Below are 24,359 nucleotides of genomic sequence, written 5' to 3' on the forward strand. Positions count from 1 at the left end.
TTTTTGTTGTTTGCATAGGGGTCAGACCCTTTTGCACTCCGAATTCAGAATATTCTGTAAATGGAGAGCAAAAGGGTCAGACCCCTATGCTCAAGGGTCTGACCCCTATGCTCTACTCAGAAGCCAATGCCACCATAGCGTGTGCTAGTATCTTTGTATTCAAAATCAAGTCATCAATGTCGATATACTCATCGGGCATATGCATGACACTTTTGGTTTCGGGAAATTCGATCCCGAATGCAACCGCATTTGGAAGCTTACGTGCGTATGTGCCGCCTCCGATTTTGATTGGTGGACGATAGTCGCCGGTAAAACTGCGGTATGCATTGAGGAGTTTGGTGACGAGCTCACTCTCTTCCGGCACATATAAACCGTCTACAAATTTAGTTCTGTTCCCGCAGATAATTCCACTTCCGGCAATCCGCTCATTGATCGTATTTTCAATCTCTTCACGGGAGACAGAAAGCGGTGCCCGTATATCGATCTGCATTTCGAAGCCATTATGGGTCCAGTGCATAACACCTACATTCAGAGTCAGATTACCTGATTCATCCTCTCTGCTCAGTCCAAGTGACTCTCCATTATACTCCAGTTTAAACATATCATATAAAAGATGTATGATATCCCGGTCTTTTCCTTTCAAAGGGAGCAGAGTCAGCAAATAAAATAAAGCCTGTAGCGCATTTTTACCATTTTCAGGATGGGAAGAGTGACTTGCCTTTCCGTAAACCTCAATCTTGGTACCTTCCTCGATGGTGAAAAGCTTGTACTCAAATCCAATTTTTTTCATCTGTCTATCGACTAGACGGTAAACTTCGTCCAGATTAAATGGAACAGATGCGTTAGCAAGCAGCGGGACAATATTAACTCTTTCACCACATTGAATCGTGATAGTAGAAGAAAAATCACATTCGTAAAATGCATGAAAGATATTCTTTTCGGAATTTACCAAGGGGTAATCAGCATCGGGAGAAAATGACATGGTGGGAATTTCTTCCACCTGCTTATAGTGCTCGATGCAGGTTAAGCCGCTCTCCTCGTCACATCCCATGATCAGGCGGAGTCTGCGGGACAGAGGTATTTTACATTCTTTAAGTGCCAGCATTGCAAAAAATGCGGCAATAGTGGGACCTTTATCGTCCATTGCACCACGTCCATATACTCTTCCATTCGCTATGGCTGCACCAAAAGGATCAAAGTTCCAGCCTTCCCCAGCAGGTACAACATCGAGATGAGTCAGGATTCCCACAAGTTCTTTGCCATATGGGGCGGAGTCAATGTATCCGGCATAGCCATCCAGATTTTTTCTGGTAAAACCATATTTATCTGCTAAAGACATCATATAGCTAAGAGCATCTGCAATCTCTTTCCCAAAAGGCATATCATCAGAAAACGATGCGCTCTTGACGCTTGGATATCTGATCAAGTCTCTGAGGGCCTCGGTAATATCATTCCTGTGCAGATCGATCCAATCATTTAGCTGTTGGTTCATTCAAATATCCTTCCTTTTTATACATGTATTTCATTACGGTTACTCAGTGCATTTACTTTTTTTGAGTCAGGTCCATAAAAAGCCGGATATCGTATTCCAGCATATCTTTGTAGCTTTTTTCTATAAAAGCCAGATCCTTATTATGGAGTCCGGTCACAATATTACGGTGGTATTCCATACTCCGGGGATCATCCGGGAAGCCTACGGATTGTGTCCAGTAGTAATCTAGTGTGGCAACCATATCTGAAATCATATCCTTTAAAGTAGAGTTAGGAGAAAGCTCATACAGACACTTGTGGAATCGCAGGTCTGTTTCATGAAAAAGCTTTCCGCTCCTACTTTCTTCTTCCATCTCAACGATTAGTGAGTCAAGAAGGTCCAGCTGTTCATCTGTAATAGAGTTGATTAATTTGCTGGCGAGTAAAATTTCAAGGGATGTCTTGATCTCAAGAGTTTCCTGGTAGTTCAGCTGTATAAAATTTAGTGAGACGGAGCGTTCGGAACAATCACTCGCAATAAAGGAACCAATGCCGGTATGTACACGGATGATACCTTGGGTCTCCAGGTAGCGTAGAGCCTCTCTCACAGAATTCCGGCTGATCTGTAATGATTCGCTTAAGATGCGTTCGCTGGGCAGTTTATCTCCGACTGTTAATTTTTGACCCTTAATGTATTCGATAATTGCATCAGCAACTTGAACATATAGGACTTCTTTTCTGGTTTTTTTAATTGGGGTTAACATAAAAATTTACCACCTCCGCTATTAAGTATAAATGAAACAAAATATATTTGCAATAACTACTTGAACTATACTATACAAAAGAAACAAAAAATGTTGACAAAAATATGAGTTTGCAGTATGATGAGCACAAGAAAAACTGGTAGTACCAGTACTACCATTATGCAAAATAACCAAAAATGAATAAGGAGGGGAGAAGATTAGAGGATAAAATAGTGATACCAAGAGACAGAGGATGAATGGATGATAGAAAAGGAGTGAGGAAATGGTAAAGTATATATTGAAACGCTGCGTTTCAATTGTTATTACTCTGTTTTTAGTTTGTACGATTACATTTATTATGATGAAAGCAGTTCCGGGTGGTCCCTTCACTACGGAGAAGAAACTTCCGCCAAAAGTGTTGGCATCCTTGGAGAAGAAGTACCACTTGGATGATCCGCTCTGGAAGCAATACGTGGATTATGTAAAAGGAGCTGCAACCTTTGATTTTGGACCAAGTTTCAAGAAGGATGGTGTAATGGTGTCAGATATGATGGCACAGAGCTTTCCGGTTTCTGCAAAGCTGGGATTAGTAGCTCTTGCAATTGTTATTCTGCTTGGGATTCCCTTCGGAATCATAGCAGCATTAAAGCAGAATAAGCTGCCGGATTATGTCACGACTGTGTTTGCTACCCTGGGCATTGCGATACCAACCTTCGTACTTGGGACAGTAATCCTGTATGTATTCGGTTCAAAGCTGGGCTGGATACCTACACATGGATTGGATTCATGGAAATGTTATATCGGTCCATCCATTTCTCTTGCTGGTTTTTCACTTGCATATGTGCTGCGTCTTACTCGTTCTAGTATGTTGAATGTATGTGGACAGGATTATATCCGTACTGCGAGGGCGAAGGGTCTGCCGGAGCGTAAGGTTATTTTCAAGCATGCTCTAAAGAATGCGATGATTCCAGTCGTCACTTACATAGGGCCGATGACAGCCGGAATTATGGTCGGATCCTTCGTAACAGAGAAGATTTATGCGATCCCAGGAATGGGCAAGTTCTTTGTTGAGGCAATCAATAATCGTGATTATACTGTAATCATGGGAACAACCATGTTATATGCAGCCATGGCAGCGATTATGATTTTGGCAGTAGATATTGCCTATGCATTCTTAGATCCGCGTATTAAGTTTCAGGATTAATGGAGGACGGGATGGAGAATACAGCCAAGAAGATTACAATAAAAGATATAGAACGGGTGAGTTTCGACGAAAAAGAATCACAGGATATTACGCGTCGTAGTCTGACATACTGGCAGGATGTTAGAAGAAGATTTCTAAAAAACAAGCTGGCGATCGTAGGGGCCGTTATCATCATCTGTATGGTATTTTTTGCTATATGTGGAAATATGTTTACAACTCAGAACTATTTCAGCCAGGATCTGACTATGACAAATCTGCCGCCAAGATTAGAAAGCTACCGTTTAGACGATGAAACTTTATTGTATGTAAACTCAGAGTACAGTCTGTATACATTAAATAATGAAGGAAGTGTATTGGAAAGACTTGAACCTTCAAATGAAAATCAGATGATGAGGGTAAAGGAATTCGAAGTAAATGGAAAAAAAGTTGTTGTGAACTATTCTGGTGCTGCAAAAGTAGCAAAGGCCAGAAAGGAAGGCAATATGAAGCTGGCAAATTCCATTGCTAGTTATTCTATCGAAATAGATGGAAAAACACCGCCAATGGAAAAGATGTGGAATCGGACATATCATCTAGGGACCGACTATCTGGGAAGAGATATGCTGGCAAGATTAGTATACGGTGCAAGGATTTCACTTTTGGTTGCCTTGATTGCAACACTGGCACAATTTTGTATTGGGGTTATTTACGGCGGGACAGCAGGCTACTTTGGAGGAAGAGTAGATAATATCATGATGCGTATCGTAGATATTATCAGTACCGTACCTTTGACATTATATGTGGTATTGCTGATGGTGGTATTAGGACCGGGAATCAAGACAATCATCATCGCGCTGGCATCGGTCTACTGGGTGGATATGGCCCGTCAAGTCCGCGGACAGGTTCTTAATATCAAGCAGCAGGAATTTGTTTTGGCAGCAAGAACACTCGGCGCCTCAGCAAAAAGGATCATGACACGGCATCTAATCCCGAATGCAATGAGTACGATCATCGTAACCTTAACAATGAATATCCCAAGTGCGATTTTTACAGAATCCTTCCTTTCATTTATCGGACTAGGAATCAGTGCACCGGCAGCATCCTGGGGAACGCTGGCAAGTGATGCCCTCGGAGGTTTGAGAAGCTATCCTTATCAGCTTCTGCTGCCTTCACTATGTATCTGTTTGACAGTTTTGGGATTTAACTTCCTGGGCGATGGATTAAGAGATGCATTGGATCCGAAACTGAGAAAGTAGCGGGGGGGAAACGACTATGAATGATTCATTATTGGAAATCAGGAATCTTGAGATTTCATTTTATACACATGTAGGAGAAGTCAGAGCAGTCAGGGATGTGAGCTTTTCTGTTAAAAAGGGAGAGATCCTTGGAATCGTAGGCGAATCTGGAAGCGGAAAAAGTACAGTTCTTCTGGGAATTATGGGACTTTTACAGCATCCCGGTAAGATCAAAAACGGAGAGATATTCTTTGATGGAGAGGACTTAACAAAGAAATCTAATCGGGAGATGCAGCATGTAAGGGGCCATAAGATATCTATGATCTTTCAGGATCCGATGTCTTCACTCAATCCGGTGTTTACAGTCGGTAACCAGATTGCAGAGACGATTATGACACATAAGCATATTTCCAGAAAAGATGCAAATCAGAGGGTTTTAGAATTATTGGAGCTGGTCAGGATTCCTTCTGCTAAGTCACGTATCAACTGCTATCCCCATGAATTTTCAGGCGGAATGCGTCAGAGAGCCATGATCGCGCTTGCACTTGCGTGCTCACCAAAGCTGCTTTTGGCAGATGAACCGACCACTGCACTGGATGTTACTATACAGGCACAGATGATGGACTTGTTAAAGGACATCAGGAAGGAGACAGATACCACCATCATCCTGGTGACTCATGATCTTGGGGTTGTATCCGAAATGTGTGATTATGTGCAAGTAATGTACGGTGGAAGGCTGATGGAAGAGGCGATCTGCAGAGATATTTTCGATGCACCGGGACATCCATACACGAAAGGACTTTTGCGCTCCATTCCTAATGTGAAGAAAGGAAGCAGAGAACGCTTAAAGCCGATTGAAGGCTCACCGCCGGATTTGATTACACCGTTTGACGGTTGTCCATTTGCGTTCCGCTGTCCTTATGCAATGAATCTGTGTATGCAGGCAGCCAGTGTAGAGTGGAAGATCGGAGAAAAGCACAGATGTGCCTGCCATCTTTGTAACCCTGAGGTAAAAGCATTGCTTGAAAAGGGAGGGAACGAATGATGGAAAAGCATGAACTACTCAAAGTGAAAGGCCTGAAAAAATATTTTCCAATCAAAAAGGGATTCGGAAAACAGAAAACACAGTTTGTAAAAGCAGTAGATAATGTGAATTTTTCTATTTATAAAGGAGAGACATTCGGTTTGGTAGGGGAGTCTGGCTGCGGAAAATCTACGACCGGAAGAACACTGATCCGGTTGTATGATGTGACAGAAGGTGAGATCCTGTATGACGGGACGGATATCAGCCGCATGAAGGAAAAACAGCTTTTACCATACCGTAAGAGGATGCAGATGATTTTCCAGGATCCGTATTCTTCACTGAATGCGAGAATGACAGTAAGTGATATTATCGGTGAATCGCTGGATATTCATAAGCTTGCTTCCGGCAAGGCACGACAGGCAAGAATCGCGGAGCTGCTTGAAAATGTAGGGCTAAAGCAGGAGCATTCGAATCGTTATCCGCATGAGTTTTCTGGCGGACAAAGACAGCGTGTCGGAATAGCCAGAGCGTTGGCGGTAAATCCGGAATTTATAATATGTGATGAACCGATTTCGGCCCTGGACGTTTCTATACAGGCCCAGGTGGTAAATATGCTGGAGGATATCCAGGAGCAATATGGAATTACATATTTATTTATTGCCCATGATCTTTCTATGGTACGACATATTTCGGATAGAATCGGTGTCATGTATCTGGGACAGCTGGTGGAGATTGCATCAAGTGATGAGCTGTATGAGAATCCGATGCATCCATATACGCAGGCGCTATTGTCTGCAATTCCAAGCCCATATAAGGATAAGTATAAGAAACGGATCATGCTGGAGGGAGAGGTTCCGAGTCCAATCAATCCTCCGAAGGGGTGTAGATTTGCATCAAGATGTCGATATGTGATGGATTGCTGCAGGGAAGAGGAGCCACAGCTTAAGGAGATGGGAACGGAGCATTACTGTGCCTGCCATCTTTATGACAAATAGAAGAAAGAGGAGAAAGTCATGGATCAGAGAATGAAGGAACTGGCGAGACGACTCGTGCGGTACAGCGTCAATGTACAGCCAGGTGAAAAAGTATTGATAGAGGCAAATGAGGCGGACACGGCACCATTGATCGAGTTGTTGATAGATGAGATCTATGAGGCAGGAGGGCTTCCTTTTGTTCAGTATGAGATCGCTTCTGTGAACAGGAAGCTCTTAAAGCAGTGTACGAAGAAACAGATGCTGCTGCAGTACTGTGGTTATGCGGATATGTTAAAAGAGATGGATGCAGCGATCGGAATTCGCGGAATGCTTAATGCGGCCGAATTGTCGGATGTACCGGAAGCAGGTATGGAGTGCTATTCTGATGCCAGGGCAATGCTTCGGAAATACCGTATGGATAAAAAATGGGTGCTTTTGCGTTATCCCAACCGCGCGATCGCACAGCTTGCAAATATGAGTATGGAGGCTTATGAGGACTTTTACTATAGTGTCTGCAATTTGGATTATGCAGATATGAAGAAAAAAGCAATGCCTTTGAAGGAACTGATGGAACGTACAGACAGAGTACATATAGTGGGACCAGGAACAGATCTGAAATTTTCAATCAAGGACATTCCGGCCGTGCCTTGCTGCGGAGAATTGAACATCCCGGATGGGGAAGTATTTACGGCACCTGTGAAAGATTCTGTAAATGGAGTGATTACATTTAATCTTCCATCCGTATTCCAGGACATCTGTTTTGAGAATATTAAGTTGGTTTTTAAGAATGGAAAAATCGTGGAGGCTGCATCGAATCATACAGATAAACTGAACTGGATCCTGGATACAGATGAAGGAGCGCGTTATACAGGGGAATTCTCTTTTGGAATCAATCCGAATATCAGGAAATGTACCAACGATGGGAGCATCGATGAAAAGATGTGGGGGAGCATCCACCTTACACCGGGGAATTTTTGTGATGGTGCGAGTAACGGAAATATTTCTAATATACATTGGGATATGGTACTGGCACAGACACCGGAGTACGGCGGCGGAAAAATTTACTTTGACGATGTGCTGATTAGGGAAGATGGAAGGTTTGTGTTAAAAGAGCTGGAAGGGCTGAATATTTAACATCAACTAAGAGGACGTCAGGTAGATTTTAAACATCTGCTGTGACAGGACTGAGAAAATAAGAAAATAGAATTAACACTTGAAGGAGACTGATATGCAAGAATCGCTTAGATACCGACAGGTTCATCTTGATTTTCATACAAATGGACAGATTCCAGGGATTGGATCTGAGTTTGAACCTGGCGAGTTTGCAGAAACATTGGAAAAGGCGCATGTGGATTCGATCACCTGCTTTGCCAGATGCCATCATGGATGGCTGTATTATGATTCTAAAGCTATGCCGGAACGGATTCATCCGAATCTGGTGAATAAAAATCTTTTAAAGGAACAGATTGAAGCATGCCATAAACGGGGAATCAAAGTACCTGTTTATACTACTATACAGTGGGATGATAAGATTGCGCATGAACACTATGATTGGCTGTGTATAGATGAGAATGGAGCGCCGTTTAGGCAGACGCCGTTTGAGCCAGGTTTTTACCGGAATATATGTCTGAATTCCCCGTATGTAGATTTCTTAAAGGAACACATTCGTGACATTTTTGATTGTCTGGGAAAACTGGATGGCCTTTTTCTGGATATCCTGAATATCATGCCCTGCTGCTGCAATCGTTGTGTGGACAGCATGAGAAAGCTGGGGATGAATCCTGAGGATAAGAAGGTCAGATATGAGTTTGCACAATTAGTATTCGATCATTTTCAGGCAGATATGACTGCCTTTATCCATGAGATCCAGCCAGGCTGCCCGGTATTTTATAATGTAGGATTTCTGGGAACACAGCACCGGAAGAACAAGGATACCTTTACTCATTTTGAGATTGAATCATTGCCGGGAGGCGCCTGGGGATACGGGCATTTCCCTCCGACAGCATTGTATGCGAGGACTTTGGGACTGCCCCTTACCGGGCAGACTGGAAGGTTCCATCTGGACTGGGGGGATTTCTCTTCACTTAGGTATTTGGCATCCCTGCAGTATGAATGTTTCCGGGCATTGGCTTATGGCGGAGGCTGTTCCATCGGTGACCAACTTCATCCGAATGGGAAGATCAATCCCTATACATATGAACTGATCGGGAAGGTGTATGAGGAGGTTGAACAAAAGGAAGCATGGTGCAAGGGGGCTGTGCCGGTAACAGAGGCGGCAGTTTTGGCACCTATGGAATTTAAAGGGGCTTCCTCCACCTTTGTCTTAGAGGAGCTTTCAGGGGCTGTGAAGCTTTTAAACGAGATTAGTATACAGGCAGATGTAATCGATTCACAGGAGGACTTTGGAAAATACCGTCTGATTATCCTGCCCGACAGTATTGAACCCATGAAAGAGGAGATTGCAGAAAAACTTAAGGCTTATGTGGAGCATGGAGGCGCCCTCATTAGCTCTTATCATTCTGGAATTTTGGCAGAAGAGAAAGGCAGTGCTGCATTTTTACCTGCCAGGATAAAGGGCGAGGCGCCCTATTCACCAGACTTCATTGTAATGGAGGGTGATTTGGCAGCAGGTATTCCGAACATGGAATTCGTTATGTACAAACAGGGTGTTAAGCTTGAACCGCGGGAAGGGGCAGAAGTCCTGCTTATGACAATGATCCCGTATTTCAACAGGACATGGAATCATTTCTGTAGTCACAGGCATACTCCCTGTAGTTATGAATATGGCTCAGCGGCGTTAGTGAAAAAGGGGAAGGTGTATCAATTTGCTCATCCAGTGTTCTCTATTCAAGAGGATTATGCGACAGAGTGGATCAAAAAGCTTTTGGAAAATGTGATCCGGGAAATTCTCGGTAGTCATCTGACCAGTCACGATGGCCCGTCATCATTGGAACTAAAGCTGAATTGTCAGCCGGATAAGAGAAGGTATATCTTACACGCCCTGCATTATATTCCTGTAAAGAAAGGCAGAAAAATGGAGATCGTGGAGGATGTGATCCCTCTTTCTGATATAAATGTAATCTTGTGTCTGAACGAGCCGGTAAAAGCAGTGACGCTCGTACCGGAAGGAAAGAAAATCGAGTATATTTCTGATAAGGAGGCAGGAAAAATATTCTTTACTATACCGGAAATAAACGGACACGAAATGATAGAAATATCTTATTAAAATGCACAGGGATTGTTTTTACAAACGTAAATTAGGAGGGAAAATATGAAAAAGGCGATAGCAGTTTTATTATCAGTTACGCTAGCGGCAGGAACTCTGATCGGATGTTCATCCGGCAGCGGTAAGAAGGATGCAGAGGAGAAAAAAGGAGGAAAAGAGAAAACAGCCAGTGAAAAGGTGATTACATTCAATATCGGACAGGAGCCTACAACACTGGATCCAGGGCTGAATAGCGGAAACGATGGAACGTTGGTCCTGAATCATCTGTATGAAGGCCTGATGATCGAAAGGGATGGTAAGTTTGAATGTGCAGCGGCAGAAAGTTATGATGTCAGTGACGATGGAAAGGAATATACATTCCATTTAAGAGATAACAAATGGTCAGATGGCGAGCCGGTACGTGCACAGGATTTTGAATTTGCGTGGAAACGCGCACTCGATCCGGAGGTTGCATCTACATACTCCTGGATTTTTGAATCAGGTGGTGTAGAATCTTTTAAGGCTGTGGACGACAAGACACTGGAAGTGACATTGAATTCCAATAATCCGGTATTTTTATCCCTGCTTGCAAATACGACATTTTTCCCGCTGCGTGAAGATAAGATTGATTATCTGAATGGTGCATGGGCATTAGATCCGGAAAAAGTAGTTACTAACGGTGCATTTAAAATGACAGAATACAAAGCGGGTGACCGTCTGGTCATGGAGAAAAATGAAAACTATCACGATATAGATAATGTGAAGGTGGACAAGATTGTTGCTCTGATGATCGTAGACCAGACAACAGCGCTGACGGCATACGAGTCTGGTGACATCGATGCGATCACAGAAGTTCCTCCGGCAGAAAAACCACGTCTGCTTAGTGAAGACCCGAATTTTATGGTAAGCCCACTGAACAGTACAAATTTCTATGCATTTAATGTGACAAAAGCTCCGTTTGATAATGTAAATGTACGCAAAGCATTATCCTATGCAATTGACCGCACAGCGATAGTAACAGATGTGCTTAAAGGCGGTGAAGAGCCGGCACACTCTTTGATCCCAAGCGTGGTCCTTGATAATGACGGTAACGTTTTCAATGAAGTGAGCGGCGATTATGGTATTCCAAAGGACAACAGTAAGGTTGAGGAAGCAAAGAAGCTGCTTGCAGATGCAGGATATCCGAACGGAGAAGGCTTTCCGAAGACGGAATTACTTTATAACACGAATGAGAAAAATAAGGCTGTGGCAGAGGCAATACAGCAGCAGTGGAAAGAAAACTTGAATATTGATGTAACATTAGTGAATATGGAATCCTCTGTATTCCATCAAACAAGAGTTGCGCATGATTTTGACGTGTGCCGTGGCGGATGGTACGGAGACTATAATGATCCACTTACCCATCTGGAGCTGTACACAAGCGATAACTCTATGAATTATGCCGGATGGAAAGATCCGGAGTATGATAAGCTGGTCACAGAAGCTAAGGTCTCCAGTGGAAAAGAACGTTTCGACAAGTTCTATGAAGCGGAGAAGCTTTTAATGGAAAGCTATGCTTATATGCCGATTTCATATGATGTTTATACATGCCTGATCAATCAGGACCGTGTCAGTGGATTTGAAATCCTTTCAACAGGTGTATACCGTTTTATCAATGCGGATGTAACGGAGTAAAACCCACAAATCAGTGAATTCTAAGTGGGAAGATTCTATAGAAGAGCTGTAAAAATAACAGTAAAATCCAATAAAAAGGGGGCCTAAAGGTCCTCTTTTTACTTGCAACTTTAAGATAATCAACCTATAATAGATATACTACATAAAAAGGAGAACACACATATGAGTCAGGAAGTTTTAGCAGTTGTCGCAGGGGAAGAGATCACACAGGAGGAATTTGATGCATTTTTGCATACTGTTCCGAGAGACCGTCAGGCATATATTTCCAATCCACAGTTCAGAAAGCAGTGCCTGGAGCAGCTGATCGCCCTGCATTTATTTGCGAAGATGGGAGAGAATCTGGAGCTTGATAAGACTGAGGAGTACGAGAAGATCCTGGTCAATGCCAAGAGAGATATCCTTGCCCAGATGGCAATGGCAGAGGTGATGAAAGATATTAAGGTTACGGATGAGGAAGCAGAGGATTATTATCATGCAAATCCGAAGCAGTTCACAAGAGGGGCCACAGTAAGTGCAAAGCATATTCTTACTGAGACAGAGGAGACAAGCTGCTCCATCCTGGAGTCCATCACAAATGGTGAGAAGACTTTTGAAGACGCTGCGAAGGAATTTTCTACCTGTCCGTCTGGCGCGAAAGGCGGAGATTTGGGAGAATTCGGACAAGGGCAGATGGTGAAGGAATTCGAGGATGCTGCATTTGCAGCAGAGATTGGTCACGTAATAGGACCGGTAAAAACACAGTTCGGTTACCATCTGATCAAAGTAGAAGATAAAAAAGAGTCTTCTAATATGCCATTTGAAGAGGTGAAAGAGAGCATTAAGATGAATCTTCTTCAGCAGAAGCAGAATGCTGCGTATTCCGATAAGGTTAATGAACTGAGAGCCAAATACGTTCAGGAATAGAACCAGGTGTAAGTCTATAATTTAAGAATATTCTGAAAATGGAGCGCAAAAGGGTCAGACCCCTTTGCACTCCATTTTCAATTTTCTACAGCTACAGAGTTATTTTTATAGAAAAGTCAAGCTGGATTTGTTATACTAAAAACATTGCAGGCCGATCATCGGCAATACTGTGGCACGGACAGGAAAGTACATAAGAATACAGGAGTTAGATATATATATGGGGAAAGACAGATTAGAGAAGCTGGTTTTAAAATATAGGAAAAGTATAGCTTACTATCATGATTCGAAAAATGGCTATAATGAACAGAACTGTCGGGATGAGTATATCAGTCCTCTATTAGAGTGTCTGGGTTGGGACGTCCAGAATGTAAAGGGGACACTGCCGCAGTATCAGGAGGTGGTTTCGGAGCGGTATTTAAGCAATACACAGCGCCCGGACTATACATTGACGCTGAACGGGGTATCCAGGCTGTTTGTAGAAGCAAAAAAGCCTGGGGTGGATATCACCACGGATGCAGAGCCGGCTATGCAGACAAGGCGTTATGGCTGGAATGCCAAACATAAGCTGGCAGTGCTTACCAATTTCGAATATCTGCTCATTTATGATACGACGAATAAGCCGGAAGCCGGGGAGGGTGCATCAGCCTCTCTTTTTCGTAAGTACCATTATGAGGAATATGTGGAACACTTTGAGGAGATCTATGAGCTGATCTCCCGGGAAAGTGTATACAGCGGGAAGTATGATGAGTTTGTGGAAAAGCAGTTTCCAGATGCCCGGAAATACCAGACGGAGATTGACGGGACTTTTTTAAAGCAGATCAACGACTGGCGTCTGGAGCTGGGAAGATATTTGTATAGGGCCGATGAACGCTATCAGGATCTGGACCGGCTTAATGACGAGGTACAGGCATTTATCAACCAGATCATTTTTCTGCGTATCTGTGAGGACAGAAATTTACCTTTATATAGAAGCTTAAGAGATGCTGCCCGGGACAAAGAGGAATTGAAAAAGGTCTTGAACCAGATGTTTAAAGAGGCGGACAGGCGGTATAATTCTGGTCTTTTCAGAGAGGAAAATCCGCTGTTTGATCTGGAAAACGATATGATCTTTGACATGGTAATGTCTTTATACTATCCAAAGACACCGTATTTATTTCATATCATAGAGCCCGGGATTCTGGGAAAAATATATGAAAGCTTTCTGACAGAGCGTATTGTAGCTGTGGATGGTGAGATCCGCCTGGCACAAAAATTTGAATATATTTATAAATCTGTTGTGAGTACTCCGCAGGAAGTCGTAAAATATATGGTGAAAAATACACTGGATAAGGTATGCTTGGGGAAGTCACCGGAGGAGATCATAAAATTGAGGATCGTGGATATTTCATGCGGCTCCGGGATATTCCTGGAAGAGGCATATCAATATCTGGTGGATTACTGCGTCCAGTGGTATGCTGTAAATGAGCCGCAATATCTGCTGGAGCTGGGCAATGGGCGTAAGAAGCTTCCTATTGAAGAGAAAAGGAAGCTTCTATCCAGCTGCATTTACGGAGTGGATATCGATATTCATGCGGTGGAGGTCGCCAGATTTTCTCTCGTATTGAAGCTTTTGGAGGATGAAAATGAACCGTCTGTCAAGGTGGTAGATCCGATCCTTCCGAATCTGGATGCGAACATCCAGCATGGGAATGCTCTGGTTGACAGGAGAGCTCTGACAGAGTTAGATCCAAGTGTTCAGGAGCTGGTGCAGATAGTTCCCTTTGACTGGGATGAGATTAACAGCGGAGAAAAGTTTGACGTCATTTTAGGCAATCCTCCCTATGTGAAGACAGAGGACATCAAGAAACTGCATACACAAAAGGAACGGAAGATATACAGTCAGTATAAGAGTGCATACAGGCAGTATGACAAGTACTTTTTATTTATGGAAAAGGCTTTGGAGCTGATAAAGGAGAGCGGTTATATTTGTTATATCGTTCCCAATAAATGGATCAGAGTGGAATCCGGCGAAAAGTTGAGGGAACTTCTGGCAGACCAGATACTGGAAATCGATGATTTCGGGTCAAAACAGCTTTTTGCAGAAAAAACGATCTACAGCTCCATTGTGACGATAGCCGGAGAGAAGAGTGAGAAGTTGAGCTGCCATGAAGTGAAAGATCTGGTGTCTCTGTGGACCAGAGGGCGTACAGATGTGGCATTGATCCCAAAGCAGCAGCTGAATTCACAGCCCTGGAAGCCGGCGGGGGAAGCTTGTGTGGCGGAACCCTGGTTTATCACAGGCAATCAGGAATATTATGATATCCTGGAAGGGATAAGAGGAAAAACGGAAAGTATCACTGAGTATATTGACATTTTCAATGGTATTCAGACGAGCGCGGAAAAAATATACCGTATCGATGGAAAAGAAATCACAAAAGAAAACGATCAGACCGTCTCTTTCATCAAAAATGGGAAAGAGTATACGGCGGAGAAGGCAGTGCTGCGCCCTTATTTTAAACCGAACCGTTTGGAGAAAGAGGCGCTGTCCACTTATAGTAATGTGAGAATGCTAAGCAGGACCTATAATATTTTTCCGTATGACTGCCAGGGGAATCTGATCGGGATTCAGGAGATGGAGACTGCTTATCCAAAGGTGTGGGCGTATCTTCTGGAAAATAAAGAGGCACTCCTGCCTAAATACCTGGGGGGACGCCGCGATGTTCAGCCCCGGATGGGAGCGGACCAGTGGTATTGTTATGGCAGGAGGCAGGCGATCACCAGCCTGAATGAAAGGGTGAAGCTGATTGTCGGCGTGAACAGGAAGAAGGATAATCCGCTGTACTTGATGGATCATGATAATATGCTGATCGCGACCGGAGGCACGGCAGGCTATGCTGCCATCTCCAGAAAGGATGAAAGCCCATATGAACTGGAGTATATTCAGGCATGGCTGAATCATCCCCTGACCGATCTGTATCTGCAGATCATAGGAAGTGATTTTGAGGGAGAGTTTATCGCACGCGGAACTTATACGCTGCCGATGGTTCCTTTTGTTAAGCTGGATTTCAGCCAGGAAGAACAGAGAAAGCTGTATGAGAAGGTCGTTATAAGCAGCAGGAAGATTTATGAGATAAATGAACAGATAGAAAAGAGCGGGAATAAAGCAGTATGCAGTGTGTTAGAAAAGGAAAAGAAAAAGCTGATAATAGAAATCGAAGATTATATAACCCGGATATATCAGCAGAAATTTTAGGTGGGATATTATGATATTAAAAGAAAATAGCTCCGAACAGAAGTTAAGAGGTGCATATTATACTCCACTGCCGTTAGCGGAAATGATGATAGGCTTGTTCAGGAATGATCCGGTGATCCGATCAGTCCTCGAGCCCAGCTGCGGTGATGGTGTATTTGTTGACGGGCTGATCCGGACAGGGGCTATCAAACAGATCGAGACTGTGACTGCAGTTGAAATAGACGAGGCAGAAGCCGGCAAGGTATCTGATAAAGCCGGGGATGAAGAAAAAATTACCGTTTTAAATCAGGACTTTTTTGAGTTTTACAAGAAAAACATGAACAACCGGTATGATCTGATCCTGGGCAATCCTCCTTATATCAGGTACCAGTATCTTACAGAGGATCAAAGAGACAGTATGTCGGCGATCCTGACTTCCCATGGGATGAAGTCCAATAAGCTTGTAAATACCTGGGTTGGCTTCCTGGTTGCCTGCGTACAGATGCTAAGCGCTCATGGACGGATTGTGTTTGTCATACCGGCCGAGATCATGCAGGTAGCATACGCACAGGATCTGCGTCTTTTTCTTGCGGATTCTCTGTCAAAGATCACTCTGATCACATTTGAGGAACTTGTATTTCCGGATATTGAACAGGAAATCGTGGTTTTTATTGGAGAGAAGGGCGGTGCCGAAAAGGGGATTCGGATTATCGAATTAAGTAATCTAAGCGACCTGGAAGGCTTTGACCTCGATGTAAATGAATTTCAGAAGATGCAGCATGTTCATGAAAAATGGACTAAGTATTTTACGGATAAAAAGGAAAATGAACTGATCCGGGATATCAGAAGCCATGAAAAGTTCAGAAAGCTGTCAGATATCGCAGTTATCAATGTGGGGATTACGACCGGAAATAATAAGTATTTTTCTGTGGACCAGAAGACGGTAGATCAATTTGGATTGGATGAGACTGTAAGGCCTCTGATCGGGCGCAGCTCCCATGCACATAGTGTTTATTTTAAGGAACAGGATTGGAAGAAAAATGTGGAGGCAGGAAAAGCAGCGTATCTGATCGATTTTCCTGATATACCTTATAAGGACTATCCGAAAAAGTATAAGAAATATATCAGGCAGGGTGAGAAGGCTGGAGAGCATAAGGGGTATAAATGCTCCATACGGGAAAGATGGTACAGAATTCCATCCATTTGGGTGCCGGATGCATTTTTCTTAAGGCGCAATAACCTGTATCCGAAATTCGTATTAAACTGCTGTGATGCAGTGTCAACAGACACTATGCATAGGATTAAGTTCAAAGAAGGATTCGAACCAGAGCGGATCGCCCTGTCTTACTACAACAGTATTTCGTTTGCGTTTACGGAAATCTGCGGGAGAAGTTATGGCGGCGGTGTGCTGGAGATCCTGCCCGGGGAAGTGGGCGAGATCATGGTTCCGGATCTGGACAGCCTGCCCATCGGGAAAGTCCGTGAGACCTTAAGCCAAGTGGATCAAATCATCCGTCAGGATGATGATATCGAGAGGGCCTTAGATCTGGTAGATGAACAGATCCTGGTAGAAGAAGTGGGGGTATCCAAAGAAACCTGCAGGAAGGCAAGGAAGATCTGGAAAAAGCTTCAGCGGAGAAGATTAAAGCGGAGTTGAGAATTTTGAGAATATTCTGAAAATGGAGAGCAAAGGGGTCAGACCCCTTTGCTCTCCATTTTCGCAATTACAGCTACAATACGAATTCACTGACAGTAAATACATTATATTTCTTTAACAGCCGCACATCTTCCTTAGAAAAAACGAGTTCGGTCATCAGATCACTTTCTTTTTGTATGGTGGAAGAAATCAATACCTTTCTGGCACAGGGATACATGGAGAACGAAGACAGACCCGCCAGGATTCCGATCTGGCTGTTACTTTGAGAGAGGCCGTTCATGGCGCACATCCAGATCTGTTCCATCGGGTGTGAGAGATTCTGCAGATTATAATTGCGGCAGAGATCAAACTTTTTACTGATACCGGAATAGATTACTTTACAGCGGCCCGGGGAATCAAGGTCTTCCAGGTCGTAGAAAAGCTGGACAGAGTTCATTTCAGCATCGGAGGAATGGAATTCTTCGAGGATGCTTTTCATGATCCTTTTTCGTTTTCCATCGAAAGCGTATAGATACTGCCGGTTTAGAAATTCTTTTTTTTCAGGCCCTGCCTCTGAGGTACAGGGAACAGAGAGAAACTGGGCGGCGGGGATATGGAAAATAGCAGAAAACTCTGCAATGGTATCCACATCGATGGAAATCAGCCCCTTCTCATACTTGGATAGAGTGGAACGGCTCTTATGTACCCTTTCAGCCAGTTCCTCCAGGGTATATCCGTAAGCCTGCCGGTATTTTCGAAGGTTATTTCCGACCATTTCATTCATTGTCATGCTTTCAGCCTCATTTCTTATAAATCCATTTTTTCATTAAAAATACGCAAAATGATAAATTTAATCTTAATCCCCTCAAAAATATGACTAAAATTCATTTATTATGATAATAATACGCTGAAAGTTTCCTGTCAAGACACAGGGCGCAATTTGATTTATAAATAAACTGCCAATAAAATATAAAATAGTTATAAAATTTGTAATACGTTGGAGGTGTGAATCATGCAAAAAGAGAGTGTATGGAAGACATACGGAGAAAAAGATCTGGACGAACTGAATCGTATCTGCGAGAGGTACAAGGAATGTCTGAATGCGGGGAAGACGGAGCGGGAATGCGTCTCCCTGACAGTACGCATGGCTCAAAAGGCCGGGTACTTTGATCTTAAGAAGGCCGTAGAGGAGAATCGCCGGATTAAACCAGGAGATCGGGTATATGCTGTCTGGATGGAGAAGATGGCAGTGTTGTTTCAGATTGGTGTGGAATCGCTGTCAAAGGGGATGAACATCATCGGGGCACACATTGACTCGCCGCGTCTGGATGTGAAGCAGAATCCGCTGTACGAAACGGATGGATTTGCCTACCTTGATACCCATTATTACGGCGGCATTAAGAAGTATCAATGGGTTGCCCGTCCGTTGGCGCTGCATGGCGTAGTGGTATTGAAAAGCGGGGAAGTTGTTACAGTCAGCATTGGGGAAAAAGAGGACGATCCGGTTTTCGTAATCACCGATATCCTGATCCATCTTGCCGCAGAGCATATGGAGAAAACCGCTGCAAAGGTGATCGAAGGCGAGAATCTGGACCTTCTGATCGGCAATATCCCGCTGAAGGACAGGAAGGATATGGATGAGAAAGAGAAGGAGGCAGTTAAGGAAAATGTTCTCGAAATGTTAAGAACACAGTACCATATCGAGGAAGAAGATTTTCAGTCTGCTGAGCTGGAGATCGTGCCTGCCGGGAAAGCAAGAGACTTGGGGATCGACCGCAGCATGATACTGGCATACGGACAGGACGACCGGATCTGTGCATTTACCTCACTGTTTGCCATGCTGGAGGCAAGAGACCTGAAAAGGACGGGAGTGTGTCTTCTGGTGGACAAAGAGGAGATCGGAAGCGTGGGGGCTACCGGTATGCAGTCCAGATTTTTTGAGAATACAGTTGCAGAGCTGATGGCTTTGACAGAAGGGGAATCTGATCTAAAAGTGAGAAAAGCTCTTGCACATTCCAGAATGCTCTCATCAGATGTCAGTGCAGCATATGATCCCTTGTATGCAGACTGTTATGAAAAACGGAATTCAGGATTCTTTGGAAGAGGTCTTTCCTTCTGTAAATTCACAGGAAGCAAAGGAAAATCCGGTTCCAATGATGCAAATGCGGAATATATCGCAGTATTACGCAGGATACTGGATGAGGCCGGCGTCGCTTATCAATTTGAAGAATTGGGGAAGGTTGATGTAGGCGGCGGAGGTACGATCGCATATATTATGGCAAATTATGGTATGGAAGTCATTGACAGCGGAATCGCCCTTCTTTGTATGCATGCACCATATGAAGTCAGCAGTAAAGCAGACATCTATGAGGCTGTCAAAGGATACCGGGCATTTTTAGCGAAAGCATAAGAAAATACTTATGACATTGGGAGGAAAAAATAATGTCGGCAAAATCTAAAAAATTAACAATGGGCGCACTGATCCTGATGATATTTACATCTGTATATGGGTTTAATAACATGCCCCGTTCATTTTATCTGATGGGATACGGGGCAATCCCATTCTACATCTTATCAGCGGTTGTTTTCTTTGTACCGTTTGCGTTCATGGTGGCAGAGTATGGGTCTGCATTTAAAGATGAAAAGGGCGGGATCTTTTCCTGGATGCAGATCTGTGTGAATACAAAATATGCTTTTGTTGCAACCTTTATGTGGTATACCTCTTATGTGATCTGGCTGGTTAATATCGCATCCGGAATCATGATTCCGCTCTCTAATGCGATATTTGGAACAGATACGACAGCAAAATGGAGTCTGTTCGGGCTCTCATCCACCAAGACATTGGGGATTCTGGGTGTATGCTTTGTCATTGTCGTAACATTTTTTGCAAGCAAGGGAATGAAAAATATTCAAAAGGTCGCATCGGTCGGCGGAATCGCCTGTATGTTCCTGAACGTCCTTTTGATCGGAGGTGCACTCCTGGTCCTGATCGGAAATAAAGGACAGCTTGCCCAGCCTATCACATCAGCTGCCTCTTTCGTCCAGTCTCCAAATCCAGAGTATGGAGGAACACTTGCTGTACTGGCCTTTGTTGTTTATGCCCTGTTTGCATATGGTGGAACAGAAGCAGTCGGCGGCCTGGTAGATGAGACAGAGAATCCGGAAAAGAACTTCGGAAAAGGTCTCACGATCGCAGCGGTCATTGTGGCGATCGGCTATTCTGTGGGAATCTTCTGCGTCGGTATATTTACAAGGTGGAGTGACGTTCTCTCAGCAGATACGGTTAATAAAGCAAATGCTTCTTATATTATCATGAACAATCTGGGGTATCAGCTTGGAGCAGCCTTCGGGGCAAGCACCAATGTCTGCGTACAGATCGGAAATTGGACGGCAAGGATCATGGGGATCTCCATTCTGCTGACTTTAGTAGGCGCCGTATTTACACTGATCTACTCTCCGTTAAAACAGCTGATCGAAGGCAGCCCAAAAGGACTTCTTTCAGAGAAATTCTGCAAGCTGGAAAATGGAATGCCTAAATATGCACTCCGCGTACAGGCAGTCATAGCCATTGCATTTATCCTTCTTGTTTCCATGGGCGGTGATACAGTAAGTAAATTCTTCAATATCCTTGTATCCATGACTAATGTTGCCATGACACTTCCGTATATGTTTATCGCAGCGGCATTTATTCGCTTTAAAAAGAACAAGGACATCAAAAAGCCATTTGTCATTTTTAAGAATGAGAAGGTTGCTATCGTGTTTACCGTGCTTGTAACGGCAACGGTCGGATTTGCGAACTTTTTCACCATTATCCAGCCGGCGATCGACGGGGATATTGCCACAACGGTCTGGAGCATTTTAGGACCAGTATTATTTACGGCAGCAGCACTGATCTTGCACAGCCGTTACGAAAAAAAGCTGGAAATAGAGAAAAAGAACACAGATAATACAAAACAGTAAACTTAATCGTTTCATATAACTAATAAAAGAGGTCATATACAGCCCATTTGACGGATCGCTGTATGTGGCCTTTTATATTTCATATTCCAGTCGTTTTCTACCTGTATTTTCTAATAAATTTTGGAAAAAGCAGTTGACATTCCTAACTGTATCTGGTATTGTTACAGTAACAACTGAAATGAAAATAAGTACAGATGATGAGGAGGATATAAGAAATGAAATATAATGATGTGATCATAGGTTTTGGAAAAGGTGGAAAGACCATCGCAGGAGCATTGGGAAATGCAGGAAGAAAGGTTGCTCTGATTGAAAAGTCAGATAAGATGTATGGAGGAACCTGCATCAATGTGGGCTGCATTCCTACGAAATCATTGGTACATAGTGCCAGGAACGCAGCCTTTGGATGCGCAGATGAAAAAACTGCTTATCATTCTGCAGCAGCCAGAAAGGCACAGCTTGTGGAAAAGCTGAGAGGGAAGAATTATCAAAAGCTGGATATGAATCCAAATGTGACAGTGATCGATGGAACAGCAGGCTTTCTTTCTCCTCACGAAGTAGAGGTTCAGACGAAGGAAGGGCGCATCGTGATCGAGGCCGAACGATTTTTCATCAATACAGGTTCCTCTCCGTTTATTCCTCCGATCAAAGGCATTGATGGGAATCCCTATGTATATGTGAGTGAGTCCCTTCTGGATCTTAAAGAGCTGCCTCAGAGGCTGGTGATCATCGGGGGCGGATATATCGGGGTTGAATTTGCCTCCATCTATGCAGATTTTGGCGCGAAGGTAACGATCATACAGGATGGGGCTGTTTTCCTGCCAAGAGAGGACGCAGAGATCGCTGATGCAGTCAGAGAAAATCTGGAAAAGAGAGGGGTCCAGGTTCTGACGGAGGCTAAGGTACAGGAAGTGACAGAAGAAGCAGGGTATGCAGAGGTGCGCATTCTGACAAAGGAAGGGGAGAAGAGCCTTCTGGCAGAGGCAGTTTTGGTTGCAACAGGACGCAGGCCTAACACAAAAGGTCTCAATCTTGGGGCGGCAGGCGTTCAGGTGGATGAAAGAGGCGGTATCATCACAGATCATTCAAGAACAACCACAGCACCGCACATTTTTGCAATGGGAGATGTGGTCGGAGGACTGCAGTTTACTTACATTTCTTTGGATGATTATAGGATCGTAGCATCAAAAATTTTAGGAGACGGCAGCTATACTCTTGACAAAAGAGGCGCTGTACCATACAGTGTATTTCTAAATCCTCCATTCTCAAGAGTAGGGATGAGTGAAAAAGAGGCACTGGCAGCAGGATATAATATAAAGACTGCAAAACTTCCGGCAGCAGCGATTCCAAAAGCACAGGTCTTAGAACAGCCGGAAGGGATCCTAAAGGCTGTGATCGATGCAGATACCGGGAAGATCCTCGGTGCACATCTCTTTTGCGAGGAGTCTCATGAATTGATCAACCTGGTGAAGCTGGCTATGGATGCAGGCCTTGAGTACACTGTATTCAAGAATATGATATTCACCCATCCGACTATGGGAGAGGCATTGAACGATCTGTTCAATCTATAAGGATGAAAGCAGGCGGTTTTGATTAAAAACCAATTGGTATAATTTTCGGTATCGTTTGAGCCGGGATTATGACACCAAATGAAAACAACTAAGAATAGGGAGAATGTAATATGGGATTTTCATTAGATGTAAGCGTACCGGTACTAACGGTGTTTGTTCAGGGATTATTGAGTTTCTTTTCCCCTTGTGTCCTTCCGCTGATACCTTTATATATTGGGTATCTTTCCGGCGGCACAAGGACGGTAGGAGAGGATGGAAAGGTCTATTTCAGCAGAAAAAAGGTGATGGTGAATACGCTGTTCTTCGTCATAGGAGTCAGCTTTACCTTCTTCCTGCTGGGCTTCGGGGCATCTGTGCTCGGCAACTTTTTTAAAGGCAGCCAGACGATGTTTGCCAGGATCGGAGGAATTCTGATCGTGGTCTTCGGGCTTTACCAGCTGGGAGTATTCGGCAGGTCTAAGGTGCTTAGTCAGGAACACCGTCTGCCATTCCATTTGGATGCGCTGGCTATGTCACCGTGGACAGCACTGATCATGGGCTTTACGTTCAGCTTTGCATGGACACCTTGTGTAGGGCCGGCACTCTCCAGTGTACTGCTGATGTCAGCGTCTGCGAGCACCAAGGTATGGGGATTTGTGCTGATCGGAGTCTATACATTGGGATTCGTGCTGCCGTTCCTGGCGGTTGGGGTATTCAGCACGACTCTGCTGGATCTGTTTAAGAAGCATAATAATGTGGTGAAATATACGGTGAAGGTCGGCGGTATCCTTATGATCCTGATGGGGGTCATGATGTTCACCGGGAAAATGAATGCGATCACAGGTTATCTGTCTGATGTGCAGACATCGCAGCAGACAGAACAGAAGAATGAGACAAAGGACAAAGGTTCCAGCGAAAAAACAGAGAAGGATACAAAAGATCAGTCGGATAAGGATGCTGCCGGACAGAATAAGGCAGAATCAGATGCGAAGGTTAAGGATGACCAGGCCGCGGCCAAAGAGAAAGAGCCGGAGCTTGCAGATGCAATTGATTTTGAATTAAAGGATCAGAATGGCAAAGTACACAAGCTTTCCGATTATAAAGGAAAGACGATCTTTTTGAATTTCTGGGCAACCTGGTGTCCGCCGTGCCGTGCGGAAATGCCGGACATCCAGAAGCTGTATGAATCCTATCAGCAGGAGGAGGACCCGGAAGTCGTAATACTCGGGGTAGCAGGACCTGACTATGGACAGGAAAAATCAGAAGAGGAGGTAAAGCAGTTCCTCAAGGATAATGGCTATACCTATCCGGTCCTGATGGATCAGGGCGGCGGCCTGTTCCAGCAATACGGTATCACATCCTTCCCGACTACGTTTATGATCACAAAGGAAGGAAAGGTCTTCGGATATGTGAGCGGTCAGCTGAATGAGGAGATCATGAAGAATATCATTTCCCAGACTATATCAGGAAAGCGCAATTAAGGCGGCACGCAGAATAAGCAGAAGAAATATGAAGGCAGGGCGGACCACATCCGTAAACGATGGTGATTTTCTTTAATTGATGTGCTAAAATAAAAAAGTAAAATTCAATGAGG

17 protein-coding genes are annotated in these 24,359 nt (G+C 43.9%); 14 read left to right on the forward strand and 3 right to left on the reverse strand.

What is annotated here, in order from left to right; all coding sequences use genetic code 11:
- Positions 1-112: 112 nt before the first annotated feature.
- Positions 113-1,492 carry a Sapep family Mn(2+)-dependent dipeptidase gene (locus AC4OGX_RS15220; RefSeq protein ID WP_493331452.1) on the reverse strand — a complete coding sequence of 460 codons (1,380 nt, stop codon included), beginning with the start codon at positions 1,490-1,492 and terminating at the stop codon, positions 113-115.
- 52 nt (positions 1,493-1,544) lie between these two features.
- On the reverse strand, positions 1,545-2,234 hold the full coding sequence (locus AC4OGX_RS15225) for a FadR/GntR family transcriptional regulator (RefSeq protein ID WP_493331453.1): 690 nt from the start codon (positions 2,232-2,234) through the stop codon (positions 1,545-1,547).
- A 262-nt stretch (positions 2,235-2,496) separates the two neighbouring features.
- Between AC4OGX_RS15225 and AC4OGX_RS15230 the strand changes: the two genes are divergently transcribed.
- The 10 genes from AC4OGX_RS15230 (at position 2,497) to AC4OGX_RS15275 (ending at position 17,279) form a co-directional block, all read left to right on the forward strand.
- Positions 2,497-3,417 (forward strand): ABC transporter permease, encoded by a 921-nt coding sequence (locus tag AC4OGX_RS15230; protein WP_493331454.1) that lies wholly within the window; start codon positions 2,497-2,499, stop codon positions 3,415-3,417.
- Positions 3,418-3,428: 11 nt separating this feature from the next.
- Entirely contained in the window at positions 3,429-4,652 is a 1,224-nt protein-coding gene (locus AC4OGX_RS15235; RefSeq protein WP_493331455.1) for an ABC transporter permease, read from the forward strand.
- 16 nt (positions 4,653-4,668) lie between these two features.
- Positions 4,669-5,676, forward strand: coding sequence for an ABC transporter ATP-binding protein (locus AC4OGX_RS15240; RefSeq protein WP_493331457.1), 1,008 nt, complete (start codon positions 4,669-4,671; stop codon positions 5,674-5,676).
- Complete coding sequence (locus AC4OGX_RS15245) at positions 5,673-6,650, forward strand: ABC transporter ATP-binding protein (RefSeq protein ID WP_493331458.1); 978 nt, start codon at positions 5,673-5,675, stop codon at positions 6,648-6,650. Before AC4OGX_RS15240 ends, AC4OGX_RS15245 begins: the two co-directional genes overlap by 4 nt.
- An 18-nt stretch (positions 6,651-6,668) precedes the next feature.
- Positions 6,669-7,763, forward strand: a complete 1,095-nt coding sequence (locus tag AC4OGX_RS15250) for an aminopeptidase (protein WP_493331460.1) — start codon at positions 6,669-6,671, stop codon at positions 7,761-7,763.
- A gap of 94 nt (positions 7,764-7,857) precedes the next feature.
- The gene (locus AC4OGX_RS15255; protein ID WP_493331461.1) at positions 7,858-9,855 is read left to right on the forward strand and encodes an alpha-amylase family protein; all 1,998 of its coding nucleotides are present in this window, start codon (positions 7,858-7,860) and stop codon (positions 9,853-9,855) included.
- A gap of 45 nt (positions 9,856-9,900) precedes the next feature.
- The gene (locus tag AC4OGX_RS15260; protein ID WP_493331462.1) at positions 9,901-11,508 is read left to right on the forward strand and encodes a peptide ABC transporter substrate-binding protein; all 1,608 of its coding nucleotides are present in this window, start codon (positions 9,901-9,903) and stop codon (positions 11,506-11,508) included.
- A 162-nt stretch (positions 11,509-11,670) separates the two neighbouring features.
- Positions 11,671-12,411 (forward strand): peptidylprolyl isomerase, encoded by a 741-nt coding sequence (locus tag AC4OGX_RS15265; RefSeq protein WP_493331463.1) that lies wholly within the window; start codon positions 11,671-11,673, stop codon positions 12,409-12,411.
- 217 nt (positions 12,412-12,628) lie between these two features.
- Entirely contained in the window at positions 12,629-15,643 is a 3,015-nt protein-coding gene (locus AC4OGX_RS15270; protein WP_493331465.1) for an Eco57I restriction-modification methylase domain-containing protein, read from the forward strand.
- A 10-nt stretch (positions 15,644-15,653) separates the two neighbouring features.
- A complete protein-coding gene (locus AC4OGX_RS15275) occupies positions 15,654-17,279 on the forward strand; it encodes an Eco57I restriction-modification methylase domain-containing protein (protein ID WP_493331467.1) in 1,626 nt (541 codons plus the stop codon).
- Positions 17,280-17,352: 73 nt separating this feature from the next.
- Here the strand turns inward: AC4OGX_RS15275 and AC4OGX_RS15280 are convergent, their stop codons facing one another.
- A complete protein-coding gene (locus AC4OGX_RS15280) occupies positions 17,353-18,048 on the reverse strand; it encodes a helix-turn-helix domain-containing protein (protein ID WP_493331468.1) in 696 nt (231 codons plus the stop codon).
- A gap of 222 nt (positions 18,049-18,270) precedes the next feature.
- On the opposite strand from AC4OGX_RS15280, the gene AC4OGX_RS15285 reads away from it, so the two are divergent.
- From AC4OGX_RS15285 to AC4OGX_RS15300, 4 genes are all read left to right on the forward strand, one after another.
- Entirely contained in the window at positions 18,271-19,668 is a 1,398-nt protein-coding gene (locus AC4OGX_RS15285; RefSeq protein WP_493331469.1) for an aminopeptidase, read from the forward strand.
- A 32-nt stretch (positions 19,669-19,700) separates the two neighbouring features.
- Entirely contained in the window at positions 19,701-21,218 is a 1,518-nt protein-coding gene (yjeM, locus tag AC4OGX_RS15290; protein WP_493331470.1) for a glutamate/gamma-aminobutyrate family transporter YjeM, read from the forward strand.
- 215 nt (positions 21,219-21,433) lie between these two features.
- Positions 21,434-22,786, forward strand: a complete 1,353-nt coding sequence (locus tag AC4OGX_RS15295) for an FAD-dependent oxidoreductase (RefSeq protein ID WP_493331471.1) — start codon at positions 21,434-21,436, stop codon at positions 22,784-22,786.
- Between the two features lie 110 nt (positions 22,787-22,896).
- Positions 22,897-24,246 (forward strand): redoxin domain-containing protein, encoded by a 1,350-nt coding sequence (locus tag AC4OGX_RS15300; protein ID WP_493331472.1) that lies wholly within the window; start codon positions 22,897-22,899, stop codon positions 24,244-24,246.
- Positions 24,247-24,359: the final 113 nt, after the last annotated feature.

It is taken from the genome of Faecalicatena sp. (assembly GCF_058819085.1).

Bases quoted from the DNA above. Each gene is read 5' to 3' on its own strand.
- AC4OGX_RS15300 (WP_493331472.1), top strand. From the start codon at position 22,897: ATGGGATTTTCATTAGATGTAAGCGTACCGGTACTAACGGTGTTTGTT.
- AC4OGX_RS15250 (WP_493331460.1), top strand. From the start codon at position 6,669: ATGGATCAGAGAATGAAGGAACTGGCGAGACGACTCGTGCGGTACAGC.
- AC4OGX_RS15225 (WP_493331453.1), bottom strand. From the start codon at position 2,234: ATGTTAACCCCAATTAAAAAAACCAGAAAAGAAGTCCTATATGTTCAA.
- AC4OGX_RS15235 (WP_493331455.1), top strand. From the start codon at position 3,429: ATGGAGAATACAGCCAAGAAGATTACAATAAAAGATATAGAACGGGTG.
- AC4OGX_RS15280 (WP_493331468.1), bottom strand. From the start codon at position 18,048: ATGACAATGAATGAAATGGTCGGAAATAACCTTCGAAAATACCGGCAG.
- AC4OGX_RS15285 (WP_493331469.1), top strand. From the start codon at position 18,271: ATGCAAAAAGAGAGTGTATGGAAGACATACGGAGAAAAAGATCTGGAC.
- AC4OGX_RS15230 (WP_493331454.1), top strand. From the start codon at position 2,497: ATGGTAAAGTATATATTGAAACGCTGCGTTTCAATTGTTATTACTCTG.
- AC4OGX_RS15270 (WP_493331465.1), top strand. From the start codon at position 12,629: ATGGGGAAAGACAGATTAGAGAAGCTGGTTTTAAAATATAGGAAAAGT.
- AC4OGX_RS15220 (WP_493331452.1), bottom strand. From the start codon at position 1,492: ATGAACCAACAGCTAAATGATTGGATCGATCTGCACAGGAATGATATT.
- AC4OGX_RS15240 (WP_493331457.1), top strand. From the start codon at position 4,669: ATGAATGATTCATTATTGGAAATCAGGAATCTTGAGATTTCATTTTAT.
- yjeM (WP_493331470.1), top strand. From the start codon at position 19,701: ATGTCGGCAAAATCTAAAAAATTAACAATGGGCGCACTGATCCTGATG.
- AC4OGX_RS15245 (WP_493331458.1), top strand. From the start codon at position 5,673: ATGATGGAAAAGCATGAACTACTCAAAGTGAAAGGCCTGAAAAAATAT.
- AC4OGX_RS15260 (WP_493331462.1), top strand. From the start codon at position 9,901: ATGAAAAAGGCGATAGCAGTTTTATTATCAGTTACGCTAGCGGCAGGA.
- AC4OGX_RS15265 (WP_493331463.1), top strand. From the start codon at position 11,671: ATGAGTCAGGAAGTTTTAGCAGTTGTCGCAGGGGAAGAGATCACACAG.
- AC4OGX_RS15295 (WP_493331471.1), top strand. From the start codon at position 21,434: ATGAAATATAATGATGTGATCATAGGTTTTGGAAAAGGTGGAAAGACC.
- AC4OGX_RS15255 (WP_493331461.1), top strand. From the start codon at position 7,858: ATGCAAGAATCGCTTAGATACCGACAGGTTCATCTTGATTTTCATACA.
- AC4OGX_RS15275 (WP_493331467.1), top strand. From the start codon at position 15,654: ATGATATTAAAAGAAAATAGCTCCGAACAGAAGTTAAGAGGTGCATAT.